Annotated in this window: 20 protein-coding genes; 7 read left to right on the top strand and 13 right to left on the bottom strand. The window is 58.3% G+C overall.

What is annotated here, in order from left to right; all coding sequences use genetic code 11:
* Positions 1-18 precede the first annotated feature (18 nt).
* The gene (locus tag AADW57_RS09335; RefSeq protein WP_341666620.1) at positions 19-354 is read right to left on the bottom strand and encodes a c-type cytochrome; all 336 of its coding nucleotides are present in this window, start codon (positions 352-354) and stop codon (positions 19-21) included.
* 253 nt (positions 355-607) lie between these two features.
* Here AADW57_RS09335 and AADW57_RS09330 point away from each other — a divergent pair, with 253 nt between their 5' ends.
* The 5 genes from AADW57_RS09330 (at position 608) to AADW57_RS09310 (ending at position 6,788) form a co-directional block, all read left to right on the top strand.
* A complete protein-coding gene (locus AADW57_RS09330) occupies positions 608-1,033 on the top strand; it encodes a universal stress protein (protein ID WP_341666619.1) in 426 nt (141 codons plus the stop codon).
* A gap of 328 nt (positions 1,034-1,361) precedes the next feature.
* Positions 1,362-3,482: a TonB-dependent siderophore receptor gene (locus AADW57_RS09325; RefSeq protein WP_341666618.1), complete on the top strand. Its 2,121-nt coding sequence runs from the start codon at positions 1,362-1,364 to the stop codon at positions 3,480-3,482.
* Complete coding sequence (locus AADW57_RS09320) at positions 3,479-4,483, top strand: ABC transporter ATP-binding protein (protein ID WP_341666617.1); 1,005 nt, start codon at positions 3,479-3,481, stop codon at positions 4,481-4,483. Before AADW57_RS09325 ends, AADW57_RS09320 begins: the two co-directional genes overlap by 4 nt.
* Positions 4,480-5,715 (top strand): ABC transporter substrate-binding protein, encoded by a 1,236-nt coding sequence (locus AADW57_RS09315; RefSeq protein ID WP_341666616.1) that lies wholly within the window; start codon positions 4,480-4,482, stop codon positions 5,713-5,715. The genes AADW57_RS09320 and AADW57_RS09315 overlap by 4 nt, the downstream gene beginning before the upstream one ends.
* The gene (locus tag AADW57_RS09310) at positions 5,712-6,788 is read left to right on the top strand and encodes a FecCD family ABC transporter permease (RefSeq protein WP_341666615.1); all 1,077 of its coding nucleotides are present in this window, start codon (positions 5,712-5,714) and stop codon (positions 6,786-6,788) included. The genes AADW57_RS09315 and AADW57_RS09310 overlap by 4 nt, the downstream gene beginning before the upstream one ends.
* A 22-nt stretch (positions 6,789-6,810) precedes the next feature.
* Here AADW57_RS09310 and AADW57_RS09305 read toward each other — a convergent pair whose 3' ends face one another.
* Genes AADW57_RS09305 through AADW57_RS09275 form a run of 7 tightly spaced genes read right to left on the bottom strand, consistent with a single transcriptional unit; the run spans position 6,811 to position 13,586 of the window.
* A complete protein-coding gene (locus tag AADW57_RS09305; protein ID WP_341666614.1) occupies positions 6,811-7,986 on the bottom strand; it encodes a PQQ-dependent sugar dehydrogenase in 1,176 nt (391 codons plus the stop codon).
* A 4-nt stretch (positions 7,987-7,990) separates the two neighbouring features.
* Positions 7,991-8,812 carry a slipin family protein gene (locus AADW57_RS09300; protein WP_341666613.1) on the bottom strand — a complete coding sequence of 274 codons (822 nt, stop codon included), beginning with the start codon at positions 8,810-8,812 and terminating at the stop codon, positions 7,991-7,993.
* An 18-nt stretch (positions 8,813-8,830) separates the two neighbouring features.
* Positions 8,831-9,280 (bottom strand): NfeD family protein, encoded by a 450-nt coding sequence (locus AADW57_RS09295; RefSeq protein ID WP_341666612.1) that lies wholly within the window; start codon positions 9,278-9,280, stop codon positions 8,831-8,833.
* A gap of 38 nt (positions 9,281-9,318) precedes the next feature.
* The gene (gene fumC, locus AADW57_RS09290) at positions 9,319-10,716 is read right to left on the bottom strand and encodes a class II fumarate hydratase (protein ID WP_341666611.1); all 1,398 of its coding nucleotides are present in this window, start codon (positions 10,714-10,716) and stop codon (positions 9,319-9,321) included.
* A 51-nt stretch (positions 10,717-10,767) separates the two neighbouring features.
* Entirely contained in the window at positions 10,768-11,811 is a 1,044-nt protein-coding gene (locus AADW57_RS09285; protein ID WP_341666610.1) for a type I glyceraldehyde-3-phosphate dehydrogenase, read from the bottom strand.
* An 11-nt stretch (positions 11,812-11,822) separates the two neighbouring features.
* On the bottom strand, positions 11,823-12,611 hold the full coding sequence (locus tag AADW57_RS09280; protein WP_341666609.1) for an SDR family oxidoreductase: 789 nt from the start codon (positions 12,609-12,611) through the stop codon (positions 11,823-11,825).
* A gap of 3 nt (positions 12,612-12,614) precedes the next feature.
* Positions 12,615-13,586 (bottom strand): D-2-hydroxyacid dehydrogenase, encoded by a 972-nt coding sequence (locus tag AADW57_RS09275; protein WP_341666608.1) that lies wholly within the window; start codon positions 13,584-13,586, stop codon positions 12,615-12,617.
* 191 nt (positions 13,587-13,777) lie between these two features.
* Here AADW57_RS09275 and AADW57_RS09270 point away from each other — a divergent pair, with 191 nt between their 5' ends.
* A complete protein-coding gene (locus tag AADW57_RS09270) occupies positions 13,778-15,676 on the top strand; it encodes an alpha/beta hydrolase family protein (RefSeq protein ID WP_341669683.1) in 1,899 nt (632 codons plus the stop codon).
* A gap of 60 nt (positions 15,677-15,736) precedes the next feature.
* Positions 15,737-16,351, top strand: a complete 615-nt coding sequence (locus AADW57_RS09265; RefSeq protein WP_341666607.1) for a glutathione S-transferase family protein — start codon at positions 15,737-15,739, stop codon at positions 16,349-16,351.
* Positions 16,352-16,548: 197 nt separating this feature from the next.
* Here AADW57_RS09265 and AADW57_RS09260 read toward each other — a convergent pair whose 3' ends face one another.
* The 5 genes from AADW57_RS09260 to AADW57_RS09240 all read right to left on the bottom strand — a co-directional run bounded on the left by AADW57_RS09260 (position 16,549) and on the right by AADW57_RS09240 (position 21,391).
* On the bottom strand, positions 16,549-17,250 hold the full coding sequence (locus AADW57_RS09260) for an ABC transporter ATP-binding protein (protein ID WP_341666606.1): 702 nt from the start codon (positions 17,248-17,250) through the stop codon (positions 16,549-16,551).
* Positions 17,251-18,015, bottom strand: a complete 765-nt coding sequence (gene livG / locus AADW57_RS09255; protein WP_341666605.1) for a high-affinity branched-chain amino acid ABC transporter ATP-binding protein LivG — start codon at positions 18,013-18,015, stop codon at positions 17,251-17,253.
* Positions 18,012-19,235, bottom strand: a complete 1,224-nt coding sequence (livM, locus tag AADW57_RS09250; protein ID WP_341666604.1) for a high-affinity branched-chain amino acid ABC transporter permease LivM — start codon at positions 19,233-19,235, stop codon at positions 18,012-18,014. The genes livG and livM overlap by 4 nt, the downstream gene beginning before the upstream one ends.
* Positions 19,235-20,164, bottom strand: a complete 930-nt coding sequence (gene livH, locus AADW57_RS09245) for a high-affinity branched-chain amino acid ABC transporter permease LivH (RefSeq protein WP_341666603.1) — start codon at positions 20,162-20,164, stop codon at positions 19,235-19,237. The genes livM and livH overlap by 1 nt, the downstream gene beginning before the upstream one ends.
* A 105-nt stretch (positions 20,165-20,269) precedes the next feature.
* Positions 20,270-21,391 (bottom strand): high-affinity branched-chain amino acid ABC transporter substrate-binding protein, encoded by a 1,122-nt coding sequence (locus AADW57_RS09240; RefSeq protein WP_341666602.1) that lies wholly within the window; start codon positions 21,389-21,391, stop codon positions 20,270-20,272.
* Positions 21,392-21,661 lie beyond the last annotated feature (270 nt).

Raw genomic sequence — 21,661 nt, 5'->3', positions numbered from 1 at the left:
CGGGTATCTGGGGGGCGCTTACTGTTTAGCGCCGGCCATGATCCAGGCAACGACTTTTTGAATGTCGTCGTCCGAAATGCCGGGGTTGGGCGGCATGGGCATAGGGCCGTAGACATCTTTGCTGCCCTGACGGATATGCTGGGCAATCAGGGCGGCATTGGCAGGGTCGCCTTTGCGTTTTTCGGCGACTTCCTGGTAGGCTGGGCCGACCACTTTTTTATCCACTGCGTGACAGGCCAGACAGGCATTCTTGGTCAGCACGTCCTTGACCGAGTCAAATGTGGGTTCGGCCGCTTGCGCGCCGAATCCGACGGCCGCAAGCGAGGTACAGGCCAACAGGTGTTTCAATTTCATTGGGTACTCCCTTGTAAAACAGGCGCAGGACCGAAACAATGTCCGTGTGAATGCTGCACCTGCGTCATTCTCCACATAAAGCGTGTTCATGTGGCATTCACTGAGTGATCATACGGGTATGATAGAACAGCTTTACGTAAATAACTGTATGCCTTGATGTCGATCAAGCATATCCGTTTGCTTATTCGGTACTGTTCATACAAGAACAAAGTGCTTCAGACTTCAATAGCCAAACACCAATCAAGAGGTATCTATGCTGAATGTTCTCGTCCCCGTCGATGGCTCCGACGCCTCCACCCGTGCCGTGCAGGCCGCCGCCGCCATGATCGCGCACAACCCGGACGCCACCTTGCATCTGCTGGCCGCGCCTACGCCAGTCGTGTCGGGCAACGTCAAGCGCTTTTTCTCTGACGACGTGCTGCAAGCCTACTATCAGGACGAAGGTAACAATGCCCTGATCCCAGCTCGTTCCGTTCTGGCCGACAAATCCTTGCGCGTCAAAGAAAACATCATTGCCGGCAATGCCGCTCAAACCATCAAAGAATATGCCGAGCGCAATAATGTGGACCACATCGTCATGGGTACCCGAGGCCTGAGCGCCCTGCCCGGCTTGGTGCTCGGTTCGGTCACCACCAAAGTACTTAGCCTGGTGCATGTGCCTGTTACGCTGATTAAATAAACAGCCTGCTTCGGCCCTAAACCGGCCCAGACATCACACGATGTCTGGGCCGGTTTTTTTTGCTTGTGCTTAGGGCAGCACCCGCTTGCATCGCCCCTGGTGTCGTGGCCCATAACGCCCGCGCCTTCCAGGCTTGCTGTATCAGGATAGTTACTCGATATAATAGTTATGATATAACATAACATTTTTGGCATAAAAACCGCGTTACGCTCTGTCCCCTTATCCCACAGGGGGACACTACGCCGCCTTAATAAATACGTGCTTACACGTATCCGCCCCGTCGTGTGCTAACTGCGCACGACGGGGTATTCTCTAGAAAGGTTGTCTCTTGAATCGCCCTGCTATCGGCTATCTTTTTTCCGGCAGTCTACTTTTTACTGTTCCCGGCTCCCTTACCGCACAGGAGCACAGCGTCCAACACTTAGAGGCTGTTACCATCAGCGGTGTCCGCGAACGGGTGTATCGCGATGCGCTGGCCCCAAGCGCCAATAAAACAGACACGCTCAGTAAAGAGACACCGTTTACCGTCCAAACCGTAACCCGTGAATTAATCGAGGATCGCGGCGTCACGACCTTGGGTGAAGCCGTGCGGACCGTACCGGGCCTGACGCCACAAGTGGGCTGGGGGGGCAGCAACGACCGCTTCAGACTGCGCGGCTTTGTCACCTCGGCCAATTTAAAAAATGGCTTTCGCCGCAGCGTGTTTATCCCCGTCGATGAACTGGTCAATATCGAACAGATCGAAGTGCTTAAAGGGCCGGTCTCCACGCTGTATGGCCGGTTCGAGCCCGGTGGAGTCGTCAATCTGGTCACGAAAAAACCGCTGGAACAGCAAGAAACGCAGATCGAGCTGACGGCCGGCAGCCACGATTTTTACCGGACAACCTTTGACATGTCCGGCCCCCTGAATGAAACACTTGGCTATCGCATCACCGGATCGACACAGCGCACACAGAGCTTTCGCGATTTTGTGCATGGCGATTCTTTATTTGTCTCTCCGGTGCTGCAATGGAACTTATCGCCACAAACGCGCTTGACCTTTGAAGCGGAACTCGGCCGTAAGAAATCGTCGTTTGACCGTGGTTTCGGCAACAGCCCGCTTTTTCTGGACGTACCGATCGAGAACAACTATGCGGAACGCGACGCACGCCTGTTGACCGAAAGCGCCCTGGTTTCCTTGGTGCTTGATCATCAGTTTGAGAATGGCTGGCAATTACATTCTGGCATCCTGGCGTCCTGGGCCAAGTCGGACGCACACTGGTATCCCTATGGTTTTCGTCCGATTAGTGGCGCAAACATGGCCGACCCCCAGGTTAACCGTCGCAAGCAGCATAGCCGCGACAAGCAAACTGATACGACCATCATGGCCGAAGTGTCGCGACGCATCCAGACCGGCTCAGTCGGCCACCGGATATTGATCGGTGCCGATGTGAATCAGGACGAATGGGATTACACCGCCGATGCGTACGCCAATCAGTCCGGCTTCCCCGTCAACCTGCCTATCAGTTTGTACAATCCGCGCCATGGGATCGCAACAGGTCCGCTCACACCGTATGACGCCTCGCGCTACCGCAGCACGAGTTTCGGCTTGTATCTGCAAAATGAAATTGAGCTTAACAAGCAATGGCGTGTCTTGCTGGGGGGACGTTACGACCAGTCCCGCAGCAAGGCCCTGTCGCAGTATTTGCCTGTCCAGTCGGAACTGGCACGCACCGATCGGGCATTCTCGCCGCGTATTGGCTTGACCTGGACACCCCATGAGACAGTTTCCCTTTATAGCAGTTGGGCCCGTTCCTTCCTGACCGAGCCCTCCACGGGCATGTTGCGCAACGGCGGTTTGCCCAAACCATCGCGCGGCGAACAAATGGAACTGGGTGCCAAATTCAGCCTGCTGGACGGACGTCTAGAGCCCACAATCGCCCTGTTTGATATTCGTCGAACCAACGGTGTCGTTGCCGACCCCCAGGATTTTAGCTATGTCATTCAGGTAGGCGAACAGCGCAGCCGTGGCTGGGAAATTGATGTCCCTTTCTCCATCAGCGCCCAATGGCGTTTGTTGGCCAGCTATTCGCACATGAATGCCCAGATCACCCAAGACAGCGATCCGGCGATGGTCGGCAAACAACTGACCAATGCCCCCCGGCGCAGCGCCAGTTTCTGGAGCAGTTACGACCTGGCCGGTGCCGCCAGTGGCTGGAGCCTGGGGCTAGGGGCAACCTATGTAGACGCACGCCAAGCCGATACCGCCAATAGCTTTGAACTGCCTTCGTTTATACGCTGGGATGCGAACGCGATTTACCGCTTTGGCCCCGCCCGCCGCCACAAATTCCAATTGATGGTCCAAAATTTAAGCAATCGCCGATACTACGAGTCAGGTGGTGCCTTTGTACCCAGCTATCCGGGCGCGCCGCGCAGCATCTATGCCACTCTGGGCTTAGCATTCCAATGAGTCTTAGCGCACACGAGCTCGTCGCCGGATACGCGGGCCGCCCCTTGTTGGGGCCTGTCAGTATCGATCTGCAGCCAGGGGATTTTGTGTGTTTGATTGGCGCAAATGGGGTCGGAAAATCCACACTGATCCGTACACTCTGCGGCATGCAAGAGACTCTTTCCGGTAAGGTTTGCCTGGGTTGCCAGACCATCACGGCCTTATCCGCCGTGGAACGGGCGCAACGCTTGGCCGTTGTCTTGACAGAAAAGATGACGGCATCGCCAATGAGCGGGCGCGAACTGGTTCAACTGGGCCGCTACCCACACATAGGATGGAGCGCAAAACTGCATGCAACGGATCAGGCCCATGTTCAACACGCATTGGAACAGACCGGAGCCCTTGCGCTGGCTGAACGACGCATATCGCACATGTCGGACGGCGAACGCCAACGGATCATGATCGCCCGCGCGCTTGCGCAACACACCGACGTCTTAGTCTTGGACGAGGCCACGGCATTTCTGGACCTGCCGCGCCGCATCGAAATCATGCAGTTACTCCTGGACTTGTCACGTCGACGCCAACTGGCCATTCTCTTGTCGACACACGACCTGGAATTGGCGCTGCGCTATGCGGATACACTTTGGCTGATCGATGGCCAGCGCACCATGCACGTCGGCGCGCCCGAAGACCTGGCCTTGCATGGTCAATTAGCCAGCGCGTTCGCTTCTGAAGGACTGGCTTTTGACCTGGAAAGCGGCCAATTGCGTATGGGGCGCGAGGGTGGCCCGCCAATTCGCCTGGAAGGCGAGGGCATGGCATGGGTATGGGCGCGGCGCGCATTGCAGCGGGCGGGCTATCGCATCAGCCACGATGCCGATACCGCTGTACGCGTCCAGGATGCCGGGTATGTCGTCCACGCTCCGAACCTTCCTACGGTTCAATTTCATACGTTAGGCCCTCTGGTGGACTATCTGCGTCATCGCCCGGCCGCTCATCACAACGTCGCCGTGCCATCATGAAAGCACGCTACGCCGTATTTGCAATCGGGCTGATGCTGTGCATGGCCGGATGCATGCCGATTGCGCCAGAGGCGAAAATACCGTGGCCAGCGCGCGCGCTGGGCGGCCAGCCACCGGCACGGAACTTGGACTCCGCTTGCGTGGCCGACTATCGGCCGGACGTGGACTATTTCCCCGAAAAAACCCAATTCCGGCACTCCACTCAATTGCAGATCGAGTATGGCCTGCACTATAAGCGGGTTCGATTCACCCCCAGCGTCGCCAAGGGCGAGGTTCTGGAATACCTATTCGTCCAGTGCGGAACTCCCATACCCAAACATCGACCCCATACGCCGGTAGTGCTGGTCCCGATTCAGCGGTTGGTCACGGGCAATTCTGCCATGCTGGGCGCGCTGGATGAACTCGGGCTGGTGGATCGTCTGTACGGAGCCGAAAACACACGCAGCATATCGGTCGCTTCGATTCGCGAACGGGTGGCCCTGGGACTGGTGCATGACATGTGGGGGCATGGCCACGCCACAATTGAACAAGTCATGGCCGTACGGCCGGATGTGTACCTCAGCTTTTATTCGGCGTATCCGGCGGGCAACCTGCACCCCCGGCTATGGGAATTAGGAGTTCGCGCCATTGCACAGGCGGACCATCACGAAACGCATCCATTAGGGCGGGCGGAATGGATCAAGCTGCTGGCCGTCATGGCCAACCGCGAGGCGGTGGCCGAGCAGAAATTTGAACAGATCGAACAACAGTACCGCCAATGGCAGGCTTTGGTGAGCAATGTCGAGCACCGCCCCTCTGTCATGACCGGTTTTGCCGCTGGACGGGACGTGTTTGAAACCCACGGCTCACATAACCACAGCGCCCAATTGATTCATGATGCCGGCGGACACTATGTCCTGGCCGATGGTCAAACCAGCAGCCTGATCTACCTGCCCATTGAAAAAGTCTACGCACATGCCGCGCAAGCGAATCGTTGGTTAGGCACATTGGGCGGGCAACGCAGCGTGCAATCTTTGATTGCCTCCAACGCCTTGCACGGCGCATTCCAGCCCGCCATAACACGGCAGGTCTACGCCTGGGATCGTGGCTATTCGGGTGCCTGGGTCTATCCCTTTCACGACCAGTCTATGACCACACCCCATATACAGTTGGCAGAAGCCATCTCGGCCCTGCACCCTGAACGGCTCGCCCTAAAGGACGACGAATTGCGATTTATCCGGAAGCTGCCATGACCCCCGTTGCATCCCCTATGCCCAAGCTTGCCCGCGCCCCACTGCGGCACATCGTGCTCTTTGGGGCACTCGTATCCGCTATTGCCATTTTACTGATGGCCGAATTGTCAATCGGGGCGATCGCCATCCCCCTGCCCGCTGTCTGGCAATCTCTGATCGGCGGTGTTCCCGTGGACAATCCCGCCTGGGCCGACATCGTCGTAGGTTTTCGCATGCCTCGCACACTCAATGCGCTGTTTTCTGGAGCCGCCCTAGGCGTTGCGGGGCTGATCCTGCAGACCTTGTTTCGTAATCCTTTGGCAGATCCGTTCGTACTGAGTATTGTGCATGGCGCTCGCCTGGGCACCGCCCTGCTCGTTACCTTCGCGGCGGTTGCAGGAAATACCGTACTGCTGCGTCTGGGCGTATTCGGGGACATCGGCGCTGCTATCGCGGCCATTGCCGGGTCGGCCCTGGTCTTGTCCGTGCTCGCGTTATTGTCACGCCGCATCGGCGTGGTCACCCTGTTGATTGTAGGGCTGATGCTGGGCTACCTTGCTGTGGGGCTGATCAGCGTGCTGATGCATTTTATTGATGAAACCCAGGCACGGGCCTTCAAAGTATGGGACGACGCCAGTTTTGCGGGGGCCACTCGGCAGCAGTTGATGATTCTGATACCCGGTCTTGCGGCAGGACTGCTGGGCAGCGTGGTGCTGATTAAGCCACTGAATGCCTTACTGCTGGGTGAACGTTATGCTGGCTCTCTGGGAGTCAACGTCACCCTGGCCAAGCGGGGTGGTCTATTTGCGGCAGCATGGCTCTGCGGCCTGGTATCGGCCTTTTGCGGACCGGTTGCCTTTTTAGGACTGGTCAGCGCCCAACTGGCACGTGCCGCAGTGCGCTCTGCCAACCATCGTGTCTTGCTGCCTGCGGCCGGGCTCATTGGTGCGGCTTTAGGGTTAGCCGCCGACCTGGTGGTTCATCTGCCCTGGAGCCGCCACGTCCTGCACCTTAACGCTGTCATTGGACTGGTGGGAGCTCCGATCGCCTTGTATGTACTATTGCGCTCCGACCACCGCGTGGATGCAGATTAAGAACACCACGCTCCGGACAGCCTTAACGTGATCGGGCCCGCACACGCAACAATTGCCCTTGCGGCTCATCGGTCAGGACATACAGAAATCCATCTGGACCCACGCGCACATCACGAATACGTGCGCCCAGATTGTGCAGCAGGCGCTCTTCTCCCAGCACATGGCCGTCCTCCTCGTCCAGTTGCAAACGGATCAAGGCCTGTTCTTTCAGCGCGCCGACAAAAACACTGTGTCGCCAGGCCGGCACCTGATCATGGTCGTAGAACGCCAGTCCGCTGATGGCCGGGGACACGGGCCAGTAATGAAAAGGTTCGGTCAAGCCGGCCATTGCGCTGGCCTGCGCCTCTGGGATGGGCTGCCCATTGTAATTGATGCCATGTGTGGCCAGAGGCCAGCCATAATTGGCACCGCGCTGGATACGGTTGAGCTCGTCCCCGCCCTGCGGGCCATGTTCGGCCACCCATAATTCTTGAGTCCAGGGATTCCAGGCCATGCCTTGCGGATTACGATGGCCATAGCTCCAGATTTCGGCCCTGGCCTGACGATTGCTGCGCAAAGGATTGTCTCTGGGGACCGAGCCGTCGGGCCGCAGCCGCACCACTTTGCCTTGCAGATGGTCCAGTTGCTGGGCCGCCAGACGCTGATTATTTTCGCCTAGCGCGATGTACAGGTCACGTCCGCCCGGGTCAAAAGCCATGCGCGCGCCATAATGCAAGCCTGTAGACAACGCCGGCTCCTGGCGAAAGATAGGCCGGAAAGCGTCGATGCGCGTCCGATCAGACGAGAGCACGCCATAGCCTACCGTCGTTGCGGACACCTGCTTGTCGCGCCGCTCCGCATAGGCCAAATAAATACGCCGGCTGCGGAAAAAATCGGGGGCCAGCAGCACATCCAACAAGCCCCCCTGCCCTACAGCGTGTACCTTGGGTAGGCCTGCAATCGGTTCAGACAAACCTTTGTCAGCGGTCCACAGGCGCAGACGGCCCGGGCGTTCGGTAATCAGAATGCCCGCATTGCGCGGCAAAAAGGCCAGGGACCAAGGATGTTCCAGGCCCGAAGCCAGCACCTCGGTCGATACAGCGGGGCCGACGACGGCTGGCACCGCTTGCGCCAGGGCACTGACCGGCACCAGCTGAGACAAGCCCAGCAGCAAACCGGTCAGCGCACATTTAATACTGAAATTTCTTCTTGTAATCATAAAACTAGGAAGGATTAATCGGAGGGTCCAGGTCTTGCGGATGGCGTGCATCGGCCCGGGAACTGGGTTCTTGCATGCCCATCAAGCCTTTGAGCAAGTCCACCGGCAACGGAAAGACGATGGTGTTGCTTTTATCGCCTGCAATCTGCGTCAGGGTTTGCAGATAGCGCAATTGCATGGCGCTAGGCTGGGTGGACAACACATGCGCGGCCTCGCGCAAGGCTTCAGCCGCCTGCCGCTCGCCGTCGGCATGGATGACCTTGGCGCGTCGTTCGCGTTCGGCCTCGGCCTGGCGGGCAATGGCGCGTACCATTGTGTCGTTCAGATCGATATGCTTGATTTCGACATTGGTGACTTTAATGCCCCAGGAGTCGGTCTGCTCGTCCAGAATACGCTGTATGTCCAGATTCAGCTTTTCCCGCTCGGACAGCATATCGTCCAGTTCGTGCTTGCCCAGCACGGCACGCAAGGTAGTCTGCGCCAACTGGCTGGTGGCGTTCAGATAGTTTTCAACCTGAATAATCGCCTTTTCCGGCGCAACCACCTTAAAGTACAGCACAGCATTGACCTTCACGGAAATGTTATCGCGCGAGATCACGTCCTGCGCCGGCACATCCATGGTGACCACGCGCAAATCCACCCGCACGATCTGCTGCAGGAAAGGAATGACCAAAATCAGGCCGGGGCCGCGCACAGCCGTAAAACGGCCCAGCGTAAATACCACGGCGCGTTGGTATTCGCGCAACACGCGCACCGATTTGATCAGCACCACAAAGACCAGGAACAGGATCAGGATATAGCCCAGATTGGCATCGTAATAAAACATACGGTTCTCCTTGCAGGCTCAGGGGCGCAGGCGTTGGACTTTAAGGGTCAGACCCTGCACGGCAATGACTTCCACACGCTGGCCCGGTTGCAGCGCGTCGTTGCTTTCAAAATGCCAGCGTTCGCCCTGTATCAGGGCGTATCCTTGCCCAAGCCGGTCCACGGCCAGAACTTCGCCAACGGAACCCAGCAATGCCGCCCGGCCCGTTACAGAACGGCGTCGCAACAAGCGCCAGGCCAGCCACACGGTCAGCACCAGCAACAGCAACAAGGCCGCCACTAAAACCATAAAAGCGGTCGAGCTGTAGGTGAGCAATTCGGTATTGTCCACCCACAGCAGCGCAATACCGTTGAACCCGGCCAAAGCGGCAACAATGCTTAACGCGCCGGTGCCGCCCAGGCTGACTTCGGCCAACAGAGCCGCCAGGGCCAGAGCGAAGGATAAATAGGCCAGCCATTGATAGTCCATGGCGTCCTCCTTGGTCTGCGGCCCTGAGGATCAGGCGATCAGCCTGGGTGTGTCATATCCAGCGGAACAATCCATTGATCGTATTGCTCGGCGCTAAGATGACCCGACTGCAGGGCCGATTCGCGCAGAGTCAGCCCTTCGTGGTGGGCTTTTTTGGCGATGGCGGCCGCTTTGTCGTAACCGATATGCCGGTTCAGGGCGGTGACCAGCATAAGGTTTTGATCCAGATTGTGCTGGATTCGTTCCATAACAGGCTCCAAGCCGCGCGCGCAATGCTCGTCGAAAGCCAGGCAGGCATCGCTGATCAGCGCGATGCTCTCGAGCACATTATGCACCATGACCGGCTTGTAGACATTGAGCTGGAAATTTCCCTGGCTGCCGGCAAAGGCCACGGCAGCATCGTTGCCGTAAACCTGCACCGCGACCATGGTCATGGCCTCGCACTGCGTAGGGTTGACCTTGCCCGGCATAATTGACGAACCGGGCTCGTTTTCCGGAATCTGCAGTTCACCAATGCCGCAACGCGGACCGCTGGCCAGCCAGCGCACATCGTTGGCCATTTTCATCAGGGCACCGGCCAGCGTGCGCAGCGCCGCCGACAGATTGACCAGGGCATCGTGCGCCGACAAGGCAAAGAACTTATTGGCGGCCGACTCGAACGGCAGTCCCGTCTGTTGGGCAATATGTGCCGCCGCGCGCGCACCGAACTGCGGATGGGCATTCAGACCCGTGCCAACCGCCGTGCCGCCTATGGCAAGCTGGTAAATGCCTTGCAGCGCCGTATCCACGGTATCCAGGGCAAAGTCGATCTGCGCCACCCAGGCACCGATTTCCTGCCCCAGGGTAATGGGCGTGGCATCCTGCAAATGGGTGCGACCGGTCTTGACGATAATGTCGAACTGCTCAGCCTTCAGATCCAGCGTATCGCGCAACTGGCGCACATCGGGCAGCAGGCGACGACGGCATTCCAGCGCCACGGCAATATACATGGCGGTGGGAAAGGTATCGTTGGAGGACTGGCCACGATTGACGTGATCGTTGGGGTGCACGGGGCGCTTGCTGCCCAGTTCGCCGCCGGCCAGCTCGATGGCGCGGTTGGCGATGACCTCGTTGGCATTCATATTGCTTTGCGTGCCCGAGCCGGTCTGGAACACGACCAGGGGGAATTCGCTGTCCCAGCGCCCGGCAATGACCTCGTCGGCCGCCGCCACGATGAAGGCAGCCAGTTCGTCCGGCAACTCGCCCAGTTCCTGATTGGCCAGGGCGGCGGATTTTTTCAGGATGCCCAGCGCCTCTATCATGCTGCGACCCCACTGGAAACGGTCGCGCCCAATAGGGAAATTCTGGATGGAGCGCTGGGTCTGCGCGCCCCAGTAATGCTGGGCGGGTACATCGATGGGGCCCATGGAATCGTGCTCAACGCGTATCGTGCTCATAACGTGTTCCTTGTAAGTAAACGACACCACCCCAGGGTAACAAGGGGCGGTTCAGGCCTCGCGCACAAAGCGCGAGGCCCACACACAGGCAATATCCAGAAGTCGGTTGGAAAATCCCCATTCATTGTCGAACCACACCAGCATATTGACCAGACCATCGCCATTAGTGCGTGTCTGGGTGCCGTCGACAATCCCGGAATGCGGATTGTGGTTGAAGTCTATCGAGGCGTGCGGCTGTTCGGAATAATCCAGTATGCCGGGCCAGCGCTGCGCGGCGCGACGGAACACATCGTTGATTTCCTGCTGACTGGTGTCGCGCTGCAGATTGACCATCAGATCAATCGCGGACACATTCAGGATGGGCACGCGTATGGATTTGGCCTGAACCTTGCCTGCCAGTTGCGGCAGCAGGCGTTCCACGCCCTGGGCCAGGCCGGTGGAGACGGGAATCATGGATTGCAGCGCCGAACGGGTACGGCGCAGATCGTGGCTGTGGTAGCCATCGATCATGGGCTGGTCATTCATGACCGAATGCAAGGTACTTAAAAAGGCGTGCCGTATGCCAAAGACCTCGTCCAGTTGGGCCAGGACCGGAATAATGGCGTTGGTCGTGCAGGACGCGTTCGAGATGATGCGCTCCGACCCCAGCAATTGATCGTCATTAATGCCCAGCACGGCGGTAAAGTCCACATCGTGAGCACTGTGGGCCGGATTGGATACCAGCACACGCGGGCAGCCTGCGTCCAGAAAAGTCTGCAACTGCGCCCGGTCGCCGTAGGCCCCACTGCATTCGATCAACATATCCAGCTTGAGCCCCGCCCAGTCCACGGCATCAGGCCGGGTCTGGTGCAAGACACGAATAGGTCTGCCGGCCACGATCAGGTGCTCCGCGTCATGTTCGACCGTGCCCGGAAAGACGCCATGGGTGGAATCGAACCGGGTCAGATAGGCCATTGCCGCGATATCGGCCGGCTCGTTGATGGCGACAAGCTCGAAATCCGCGCGGCGCGGCGATTCGTGGATGGCGCGCAGCACGCAGCGGCCAATGCGACCATAACCATTGATGGCGATACGGATGGGACGGGACAAAGACATGCAGGCGGGCATCAGAAAGTAATAGAGAAACCACCGTCCACGACCACGATGTGGCCATTGACGTAGGAGGCGGCCGGCGAGGCCAGAAAAACCGCGGCGGCCCGGATTTCGTCCGGACGCGCCCAACGGGCCAGCGGATTGCGGCCCACCACCAAAGGGCCTTTTACCGGGTCTTGAGCCAGCGCGGCGTTGCTTTCGGTGGCGAAGGTTCCAGGGGCAATGCCATTGCTGGTAATGCCTTGTCCGCCAAACTCCACGGCCAACGAACGCACCAGGCCGGAGAGCCCCTGCTTGGCGACCGGATAAATCGCATCGCCCGGCCGGGCCAGCGGGCCGGCGATAGAAGTCAGGGTAATGATGCGCCCGGCTTGGGTCTGCGCGGCCAGCATGGCCTGGGCAGCTAACTTGGACAGTTTAAGCGTAGCCAGCAAATCCACGTGCAACAACTGTTCAATCTGGTCCCACGCCGCATCCTGCAGTCGGCTGCGCAAGCGTATGCCTACGTTGTTGACCAAAATATCAGGCGTGCCCACCCGCTTGCACAGCGCGTCATAAGACGCATCCAAAGCGGGCAGATCGCCCAGATCCTGCGGCCATAGATCGACCTGCGCGCCCTGGGAGCGCAAGGATTCGGCCAGAAGCTGAAGTTTTTGCGCATCGCGGCCATTCAGAATGATGCGGGCACCGTGGGCCGCATAGGCGCGGGCGATTTCCAGCCCCAGACCGGCGGAGGAGCCGGTGATCAGGGCGCAGCGCCCCGCCAGGGAGAAGTCGGCTTGATACGTAGCTAAAGACGACATGGTTTACAGCACGTTACGCGGAGAACCGCCTTGAAAGGCGACGATATTGTCGATCAACTGATCGGCCAAGGTCTGCATGGCCTGTTCGCTGGCCCAGGCAATGTGCGGGGTCAGAATGTAGTTGGGCAAGTCCAGCAGGCGCATCAGAATGTGATCGGCCGGGGGAGGTTCAGGGGTGCAGACATCAATACCCGCTCCACCCAGCCAGCCCTTGCGCAGAGCCTGTTCCAAGGCCTGATTGTCGATCAGGCCGCCACGGGCGGTATTGATCAGCAAGGGACGGCGCGCCGCCATGCGCTGAAATTGTTCCAGGCCCAGCAGATTCTGCGTGTCCGGGGTCAAGGGGCAATGCAAGGACAGCACATCGGCCTGTTCCAGCACCTGCTCGAACGGCAGGCGATCCGGGTCATCGTTTGTGCCGCTCTGGCCGCGCCGCTGGGCAAAGATCACCTTCATGCCCAGCGCCCTGCCCAGGCGGGCCACGGCCTGACCCAGCGACCCGGAACCGATCAAGCCCAAGGTAGAGCCGGCCAGATCGCGGATGGGATAGTCAAAATAGCAAAACTGATCGGCCTGTTGCCAGCGCCCTTGCTGGACGGACTGCCGATACGCCGTGATATTGCGGCGCAGCGCGAAGATCAGGGCAAATACATGCTCGGGCACGCTATTGATCGCGTAATTCCGAATATTGCTGACCGTCACGCCATATTCGCGTGCCGCCGTCAGATCGACATTGTCGCTGCCGGTGGCTGCCAGCGCGATCAACTTCAGATTCGGAGCCTGTTGCAGGTGTTCGCGCCGCAGCGCCACCTTGTTGCTGATCACAATGTCTGCCGCGGCGATGCGTTCGCTGACTTGTTCCGGTCGGGTGCGGTCGTACACCTGTAGCTGATGCGCAAAAGGCAAGGGCTTGAGCGCGACGCTGTCCGCCAGCGTGTCGCGGTCAAGAAAAACAAGGCGAGTCGGTGTGATCATGAACATCCTTGGTCGGGCAGAGCCGGCGCATGCTGCTGGCTCAATGGCACAATGTGCGCTCACGTATTTTGCGTGGGCCGTATCGTCATCCGATATAGTAATGTGATTGAGCGGGCCTTGTCCGTCGTCTTGCCCAGAACCACCTGCTTTCAAAAGGGTATTTGTCCATGCTTTTGTCCTTACTGTTCTCGATGAGCGCGCAGGCCATCGTGCCCGATACCGCCGCTGCCACTGAAGCCGTGCCGCGTCACTATGACATCCGGGATTTTTTCCAGAATCCCAAGCGTAGCGGTTTTCGCCTGTCGGATCATGGCCGTCTGATCGGTTTCATGGAGCCGGCACAGATCGATGGCCAGCCGGCACGCCAGAATATTTTTGTCCAAGCGCTCAAGGGCAGCGAACCGGTCGGCGAACCGCGCCGGATTACATCGGAAAGCCAGCGCGATATCGCCCAGTACTTCTGGAAAGGCGACGATACGGTTCTGTACGCCAAAGACGTGAACGGCGACGAAAACTACCACGTGATCGCCGTCAACGTCAGCACCGGCAAAGCCACCGACCTGACGCCGCTGGCCGGTGTGCGGGCCGATGTGCAGGACGATCTGCCCGATGATCCGGACCACGTGCTGATCGCGCACAATGGCCGCAACCCCGAAGTTTTCGATATCTATAAGGTCAATGTCCATACGGGCCACAGCGCCTTGGCGGCGCAAAACCCCGGCGATGTGCTGGGCTGGAGTACCGACCACCAGGGCCAGGTGCGTCTGGCCACGGCATCGGTAGGCGTGGATACCGAGCTGCGCTACCGCGCCAGCGCGGACGAGCCTTTCCGCAGCCTGATCCGGACCGATTTCCGCACCGAAGTCTCGCCACTGTTCTTTCATGCGGACAATCGCCGTTTCTACGCCCTGAGCAATCGCGGTCGCGACACCCAGGCGCTGGTGCTGATCGACCCCGACACCCCCGACCTGGAAGAACGCATCTACGAATTACCCGAGCACGATTTGATGGGGGCCGGCTTCTCCCGCCTGCGTAAAGTGCTGACATCAGCCGATTTCCACACCGACAAGCCCGGCCATCATTTCTTCGACCCGGTCAGCGCCAAGATCCACGAGGCCATTGCGCGCCAACTGCCTGGCTACGAAGTCACCTGGCAGGACATCACCCGCGACGAAAAAAAGTTCATCGTCGCCAGCTATAACGATCGCACATCCGGGTCACGCTATCTGTACGATGCCGACAGCAACACCTTGCACAAGCTGGCCGATATCAATACCGCCCTGCCCGAAAGCGATATGGCCCCCATGCAGCCCATTCAGTTCAAGGCCCGCGACGGACTGACCATACACGGTTACCTGACCTTGCCACAGGGCCGTCCGGCCCAGAACTTGCCTGTGGTAATCAACCCGCATGGCGGACCCTGGGCACGCGATTACTGGGGCTTCAATCCTGAAGTGCAGTTTCTGGCCAACCGCGGCTATGCCGTGCTGCAAATCAATTTCCGCAGCTCCACCGGCTACGGCAGACACTTCTGGGAAGCCGGTTTCGGTCAATGGGGCCTGGCCATGCAAGACGATATTACCGACGGCGTGCATTGGCTGATCGACCAAAAAATAGCCGACCCCAAACGTGTCGCCATTTATGGTGCCAGCTATGGTGGCTATGCGACGCTGGCCGGTATCGTCAAGACCCCGCAACTGTATGCCGCTGCGGTGGATTATGTGGGCGTATCCAATTTGCTGACCTTCATGAACACCATTCCTCCTTATTGGAAACCGTTCTTGCTCAAGATGCATGCCATGGTGGGCGATCCGGTCAAGGACAAGGCCAGACTGGAGGCTAACTCCCCTGCCCTGCATGCCGACAAGATCGTCACTCCGCTGTTTATTGCCCAAGGCGCGCACGACCCACGCGTCAACAAAGCCGAAAGCGACCAAATGGTGCAGGCCCTTCAAGAGCGCGGTGTTCAAGTCCAATACATGGTCAAGGACAACGAAGGCCACGGTTTTCTGAACGACGAAAACAAATTCGAGTTCTACGAACAGATGGAGCAGTTTCTGGCCCAGCACCTGAAACCCTCACTTCCTTAGTCTTGAATGGCGCAGTGCGCTGCGCCATCCTTTACCCACGTATCGTCAACGAGGAATCCGATGAAACTGTACTACCTGCCCGGCGCTTGCCCTCTGGCCTGCCACATTGCCCTGGAATGGATAGGCAAGCCCTACGACATCCACGCTGTCAGCCGAGACGAACTTAAACAGCCGGCCTTTCTGGCCATGAATCCGCTGGGTGCCGTGCCCGTTCTGCAAGACGAGGGCATGACGCTGACCCAGAGTTCGGCCATCCTGGAATATCTGGCAGAAAAGAACCCTGAAGCCAATCTGCTGGGCAAGACTTTGCAAGAACGTGCCCAAACCCGCCGATGGCTGGCCTTTGTCAACGCCGACATCCATCGCAACTTCGGTGTCATGTTCGGCGTACAGCGTTATGCCGACCAAGAAGCCACCCAGGCCGAAGTACGCGCCAAGACCGGGGAAATCATCCAGAAGCTTTTCAGCCTGGCCGACCAGCAACTGGCCGACAGGCCCTGGCTGACCGGAACCCGTTCGGTTGCCGATGCCTACCTGTACGTGGTGATGCGCTGGGCACACATCATGAAAATAGACCTGTCCGGCCAAACGCACCTGAACGCTTTTTTCACGCGCATGGAACAGGACCCCGCCGTGCAGGCGGCGCTGCGGGCCGAAGGCTTGAGCAAGGAGTAAGCCGCTGGGATAAGGAAACAGCCTCCCCAGGCCAACGGCAGGCACACACACCGCGGTGTCTGCCGAATCTGTCCCGATAGCCACTATCCATAAAAAAACCAGAGCGGACATACACGTCCGCTCTGGTTAAATGGTGCACGACCTACACAACGACTGGTCTGCCTGAATACACAGGACAGGCAAGCAGACTTTCGGCTTTATGCGCCTAAATAGGCCTTTCGGATATCCGGATTGGCCAACAGATTCGCACCGGTGTCCTGCATGACCACACGCCCGGTTTCCAGCACGTAGCCCCGGTCGGCCACTTGCAAGGCTTTGTTGGCGTTTTGCTCGACCAGGAAAACAGTGACGCCGTCCTCGCGGATGGTGCGGATAATATCGAAGATCTGCGCGATGATCAGCGGTGCCAGACCCAGAGTAGGCTCGTCCAGCAACAGCAGCGAAGGCCGCGTCATCAGCGCCCGGCCTATAGCCAGCATCTGCTGTTCGCCGCCGGACATGGTGCCGGCGCGCTGGGCAGCACGCTCTTTCAAGCGCGGAAACAGTTCGTAGACATGGGCTTCCCCTTCTTCGATCTGGCTGCGATTCAGAAAAAAACCGCCCATTTTCAGGTTTTCGGACACCGTCAGGTCAGAAAACACGCGCCGCCCTTCGGGTGAGATGGCAATGCCCTTGCGCATGATGCGGTGCGTGTCGGCCTGTGTGATGTCCTCGCCGTTGAATGTAATAGTGCCGCTGCTGGCACGCGGCGAACCGCACACCGTCATCAGCAATGTTGTCTTGCCGGCACCATTGGCACCGATCAGAGTAACGATCTCGCCCTTGTTGACTTCCACACTGACCTGATCCAAGGCCTGGATGGCACCGTAGTGGGTAGATACAGAATCCAGCTTCAGCACTTATTCTTCCCCCAGATAGGCTTTGATGACGCGCGGATCGTTGCGCACCTCGTCCGGCTTGCCGGTGGCGATGGGCTTGCCGTATTCCATGACCAGAATGCGGTCCGACACGCCCATGACAAGACTCATGTCATGCTCGATCAGCAGCACGGCGACATCGAACTCGCGGCGCAACTGGTCGATCAAGTGCTGCAGATCCTGTTTTTCCTGGGGATTCAAGCCGGCGGCCGGCTCGTCCAACATCAACAGGCGCGGCTGAGTAATCATGCAGCGGGCAATTTCCAGACGTCGCTGGTGACCATAGGCCAGATTGCCCGCTTCGCGATTGGCCATATCGGACAGACCCATGAAATCGAGCCAATGCGCAGCACGCTCCTTGGCCTGTTTTTCCGAGCGGCGATATTTGCCCAGATTGAGCAGACCCGACAGAAAACCGGCGTTAAGCTGCTGATGCTGGGCGACCAGCAGGTTTTCCAGCACAGTCAGTTTCTTGAACAAGCGCACATTCTGGAACGTACGCACCAGGCCTTTCTGAGCCACCTTGTGGCTGGCCAGGCCATGGATGGGCTGACCATTCAACAACACAGTGCCTGCGGATGGTTTATAAAAACCGCCGACACAGTTAAATACAGTTGTCTTGCCCGCGCCGTTAGGGCCAATGATGGCAAAGACTTCGTCCTTGCCCACCTCGAAACCGACATTATCCACGGCCAGCAGGCCGCCAAAGCGCATGCACAGCCCCGAAACACTCAACAATGAACTCATGCGCGCAACTCCACGTGAGGCCGTTTCACGGGCAGCAGCCCTTGCGGACGCCACACCATCATGACCACCATCACGATGCCAAATATCAACATGCGGTACTCCGCAAACTCGCGGGCCAGCTCGGGCACCACCGTCAGCACGATGGCCGCCAGGATGACGCCGATCTGCGAGCCCATGCCACCCAGCACCACAATAGCCAGGATCAGAGCCGACTCGATAAAGGTAAAGGACTCGGGGTTGACCAAACCCTGGCGGGCGGCGAAAAAGGCACCGCCAAAACCAGCAAACATGGCCCCCATCGTAAAGGCGGACAGTTTGATCGTAGTGGGATTCAGACCTAGGGATCGACAAGCTATTTCGTCCTCGCGCAAGGCCTCCCAGGCTCGGCCTATGGGCATGCGTACAACGCGGCTGGATACAAACAAAGTCACCAGCGCCAGGGCCAGAGCCATCAGGTACAAATAGACCACCACATCCTGATTGCTGAATGACCAGCCCATCAGATCATGGAACGTAGTCTGCCCTTCCGGTGCGCGGCGCGCCATGGGGAAACCGAATACCGTAGGCTTGGGGATACCGGAGATACCGTCGGGGCCGCCGGTGACGGTATACAGATTGATGAGCAACAGGCGGATGATCTCGCCAAAACCCAAGGTCACAATGGCCAGGTAATCGCCACGCAGGCGCAGTACCGGAAACCCAAGCAAAAAACCAAACAGTGCCGCCATGCCGCCGGCCAGCGGCAAGGCTTCCCAGAAACCCCAGCCTGCATAGTGATACAGCAAGGCGTAGGTATATGCGCCCACGGCGTAAAAACCCACAAAACCCAGATCCAGCAGACCGGCAAAACCCACGACAATGTTCAGCCCCAGGCCCAACATGACGTAAATCAGCACCAAGGTGGCAATGTCCACCTGGGCGCGGCCGCTGAAAAAAGGCCAGACCACGGCACCGGCCACCACCAGATACAGAATGATTTTCTTGGATTGGGTACTAAGCTGGGGTAATGTCCAGCGGCTTTCCCGGCTTTTGCCGATTTTCAGGCTGGGCCGCACCAGCTGGGCCAGAAACACGATACCCATGCCAATCAGAATCATGTGCCAGTCCGATTCCAGATGGGTATCCATCCCTGCCCGCACGATCTGGAAGCCGAAAATCGGCGCGACGATGATGCCCGCCAGAACGGCGGCAATAAAAGCGTTGCTGAAACGATGGACCATCAGACTTTCTCCACCTCGGGTTTGCCCAGCAGGCCCGTTGGACGGAACAGCAGGATGAATACCAGCAGCAAAAAGGCCACGATGTCCTTGTACTGCGACGAAATGAAGGCGGCGGCAAAAGTTTCGGCCAAGCCCAGCAGCACCCCGCCCAGCATGGCTCCGGGAATGCTGCCTATGCCGCCCAGCACCGCAGCGGTAAAGGCCTTGATGCCGGCAATAAAGCCAATGAACGGGTTCAGCTTGCCGATGGCGGTCGCAATCAGCACCCCGCCCACGGCAGCCAGCATGGCACCGATGATGAAGGTAAAAGAAATGATCTTATTGGTGTCGATGCCCAACAGATTGGCCATGCGCAGATCCTGCGAACAGGCCCGCGACGCACGCCCCAGACGCGAATACTTGATGTAGACGCTGAGCATGATCATAAGCACGACGGTGACCACAATAATCATCACGCGCGAATACGGCGCGGTAATCGTAAAACCATCCGAGCCCAGCGTGAACTGGAACGAGCCGGTCAGCAGCGTAGGCACGGCCATATCGCGCGCGCCCTGTCCCAGGGCCACCCAGTTCTGCAGGAAAATGGACATACCGATGGCCGAAATCAGCGGCACCAGACGCGGGCTGCCGCGCAGCGGCGCATAAGCCACTTTCTCGATGGCATATCCATACACCGCCGTCACCAGCATGGCAACCAGCAACATGATCAGGATAATGAGCCAGATCGGCAGTCCCGAGCCCACGCCGATGGCGGTCAAGGTAACCAGGCCCACATAGGCGCCGATCATATAAATTTCGCCATGCGCGAAATTGATCATACCGATAATGCCATAGACCATTGTGTAGCCGATGGCGATCAATGCATAAATAGCGCCCAACGATAATCCGTTGAACAGCTGCTGCACGATCTGAGGGAGTAAGTCAGACATGCTATTTTGCTTCCGTTGAGTCCGTCGTTATTGTTTTCACACTTTATGGGCACCCAATAGCAATGCCCCCGTCCTGGTGTCGAGCGGGGGCATCGCAATCCGGATTTACCTGTTGATCAACTCGAAATTACCGTCCTTGTCCCACTTGAAGACGGCAAACTCGAAATGTTTCAAGTCGCCCTTGGCGTCGTATTCTACCTTGCCAATGGCGGTGTCGAACGAATTAGCATGCATATAATCGGCTGCTTTGGCCGAATCTTCACCGACGGTATCGATGGTTTTGGCGATGATCTGCACAGCAGCATAGGCCGGGAAAGTAAAGGCTCCGTTCGGATTGCGCTTATAGGTCTTGAAATTCTCCATCACTTTTTCGTTGCCGGGCATTTTGGTGAAATCGGTAGGCAAGGTCACCAGCAAACCCTCGACGGCCGGACCGGCAATGGCCACCAGATCGCGGTTGGCAACGCCTTCAGGCCCCATGAACTGATTCTTCATCCCTTGTTCGCGCGCCTGACGCAGCAGCAAGCCCAGCTCGGCATGGTAGCCGCCGAAATAAATCAGATCGGGGTTTTCGCCCTTGAGCTTGGTGATGACGGCGGAATAATCGCTATCGCCCACGTTAATGCCCTCGAACATTACGATATTCATCCCTTTTTTCTGCAGGGCATCTCGTACCTGAGTCGCCACGCCGGAGCCATAAGTTTGCTTATCGTGCAAGACGGCAATGGTCTTGGGCTTGAGGACATTAGCAATATAGTCGGCGGCAAACGGCCCTTGCTGGTCGTCACGACCTATGGTTCGGAAAAAATAATGTGGCTTGATCGTATCGGTGACCAGCGGGGATGTTGCGCCGGGAGTAATGGCCACTATACCTTCTTGTTCATAGACGTTGACAGCAGGTACGGTCGTGCCCGAGCAGGCATGAGCCACGGCAAACTTAGCACCTGAATTGACCACGCGGTTGGCCGCAGGCACGGCCTGCTTGGGCTCGCAGGCATCATCGATCAGCAAGGCTTCCAGCTTTTTGCCTTTGACACCGCCCGCTGCATTGATGGCGTCGATCGCGGTCAGGGCCCCCGCCTGGATCTGGTCACCGTATTGGGTGGCCGGTCCTGTCATGGGCTGCGGAATGCCGATCTTGATCGTTTCTGCGGCGGAGGCAGTGCCCATGGCCAGGATGGTGGCCAGGGCAGCAAGGCCGGGGGTAAGGCGTAGAGTGAGTTTCATACCTGCTGTCTCCCGAAGCCGGTTGCGCACCGGCAGTCACGTTGAACAATAAGGGCGCTGATTCCAGGATTTTCCGATCCTGTGCGTCAGGCGCAATCATTGTGGCGGAGTGCAACAAATGCTGTCACTTCGGATAAGCCCTACTGCGCTAGGGCTATAACGCCCAGGGAGAAAACCGCCATAGTCTGCGCACGCTTTGAATTTCCCTGGCAATGCGTCGATTTTTACCAGCCCACTAACTTTGAGCCGGCAGATTGAGGCAAAAATCGG

The organism is Alcaligenes sp. SDU_A2 (assembly GCF_038237375.1).
Classification (GTDB): Bacteria; Pseudomonadota; Gammaproteobacteria; order Burkholderiales; family Burkholderiaceae_B; genus Alcaligenes.
Note: the sequence above shows the minus strand (reverse complement) of the source record. Positions and strands in the feature narration are given on the sequence as shown.

Bases quoted from the DNA above. Each gene is read 5' to 3' on its own strand.
- AADW57_RS09335 (WP_341666620.1), bottom strand. From the start codon at position 354: ATGAAATTGAAACACCTGTTGGCCTGTACCTCGCTTGCGGCCGTCGGA.
- AADW57_RS09330 (WP_341666619.1), top strand. From the start codon at position 608: ATGCTGAATGTTCTCGTCCCCGTCGATGGCTCCGACGCCTCCACCCGT.
- AADW57_RS09320 (WP_341666617.1), top strand. From the start codon at position 3,479: ATGAGTCTTAGCGCACACGAGCTCGTCGCCGGATACGCGGGCCGCCCC.
- AADW57_RS09315 (WP_341666616.1), top strand. From the start codon at position 4,480: ATGAAAGCACGCTACGCCGTATTTGCAATCGGGCTGATGCTGTGCATG.
- AADW57_RS09310 (WP_341666615.1), top strand. From the start codon at position 5,712: ATGACCCCCGTTGCATCCCCTATGCCCAAGCTTGCCCGCGCCCCACTG.
- AADW57_RS09305 (WP_341666614.1), bottom strand. From the start codon at position 7,986: ATGATTACAAGAAGAAATTTCAGTATTAAATGTGCGCTGACCGGTTTG.
- AADW57_RS09300 (WP_341666613.1), bottom strand. From the start codon at position 8,812: ATGTTTTATTACGATGCCAATCTGGGCTATATCCTGATCCTGTTCCTG.
- AADW57_RS09295 (WP_341666612.1), bottom strand. From the start codon at position 9,280: ATGGACTATCAATGGCTGGCCTATTTATCCTTCGCTCTGGCCCTGGCG.
- fumC (WP_341666611.1), bottom strand. From the start codon at position 10,716: ATGAGCACGATACGCGTTGAGCACGATTCCATGGGCCCCATCGATGTA.
- AADW57_RS09285 (WP_341666610.1), bottom strand. From the start codon at position 11,811: ATGTCTTTGTCCCGTCCCATCCGTATCGCCATCAATGGTTATGGTCGC.
- AADW57_RS09280 (WP_341666609.1), bottom strand. From the start codon at position 12,611: ATGTCGTCTTTAGCTACGTATCAAGCCGACTTCTCCCTGGCGGGGCGC.
- AADW57_RS09275 (WP_341666608.1), bottom strand. From the start codon at position 13,586: ATGATCACACCGACTCGCCTTGTTTTTCTTGACCGCGACACGCTGGCG.
- AADW57_RS09270 (WP_341669683.1), top strand. From the start codon at position 13,778: ATGAGCGCGCAGGCCATCGTGCCCGATACCGCCGCTGCCACTGAAGCC.
- AADW57_RS09265 (WP_341666607.1), top strand. From the start codon at position 15,737: ATGAAACTGTACTACCTGCCCGGCGCTTGCCCTCTGGCCTGCCACATT.
- livG (WP_341666605.1), bottom strand. From the start codon at position 18,015: ATGAGTTCATTGTTGAGTGTTTCGGGGCTGTGCATGCGCTTTGGCGGC.
- livM (WP_341666604.1), bottom strand. From the start codon at position 19,235: ATGGTCCATCGTTTCAGCAACGCTTTTATTGCCGCCGTTCTGGCGGGC.
- livH (WP_341666603.1), bottom strand. From the start codon at position 20,164: ATGTCTGACTTACTCCCTCAGATCGTGCAGCAGCTGTTCAACGGATTA.
- AADW57_RS09240 (WP_341666602.1), bottom strand. From the start codon at position 21,391: ATGAAACTCACTCTACGCCTTACCCCCGGCCTTGCTGCCCTGGCCACC.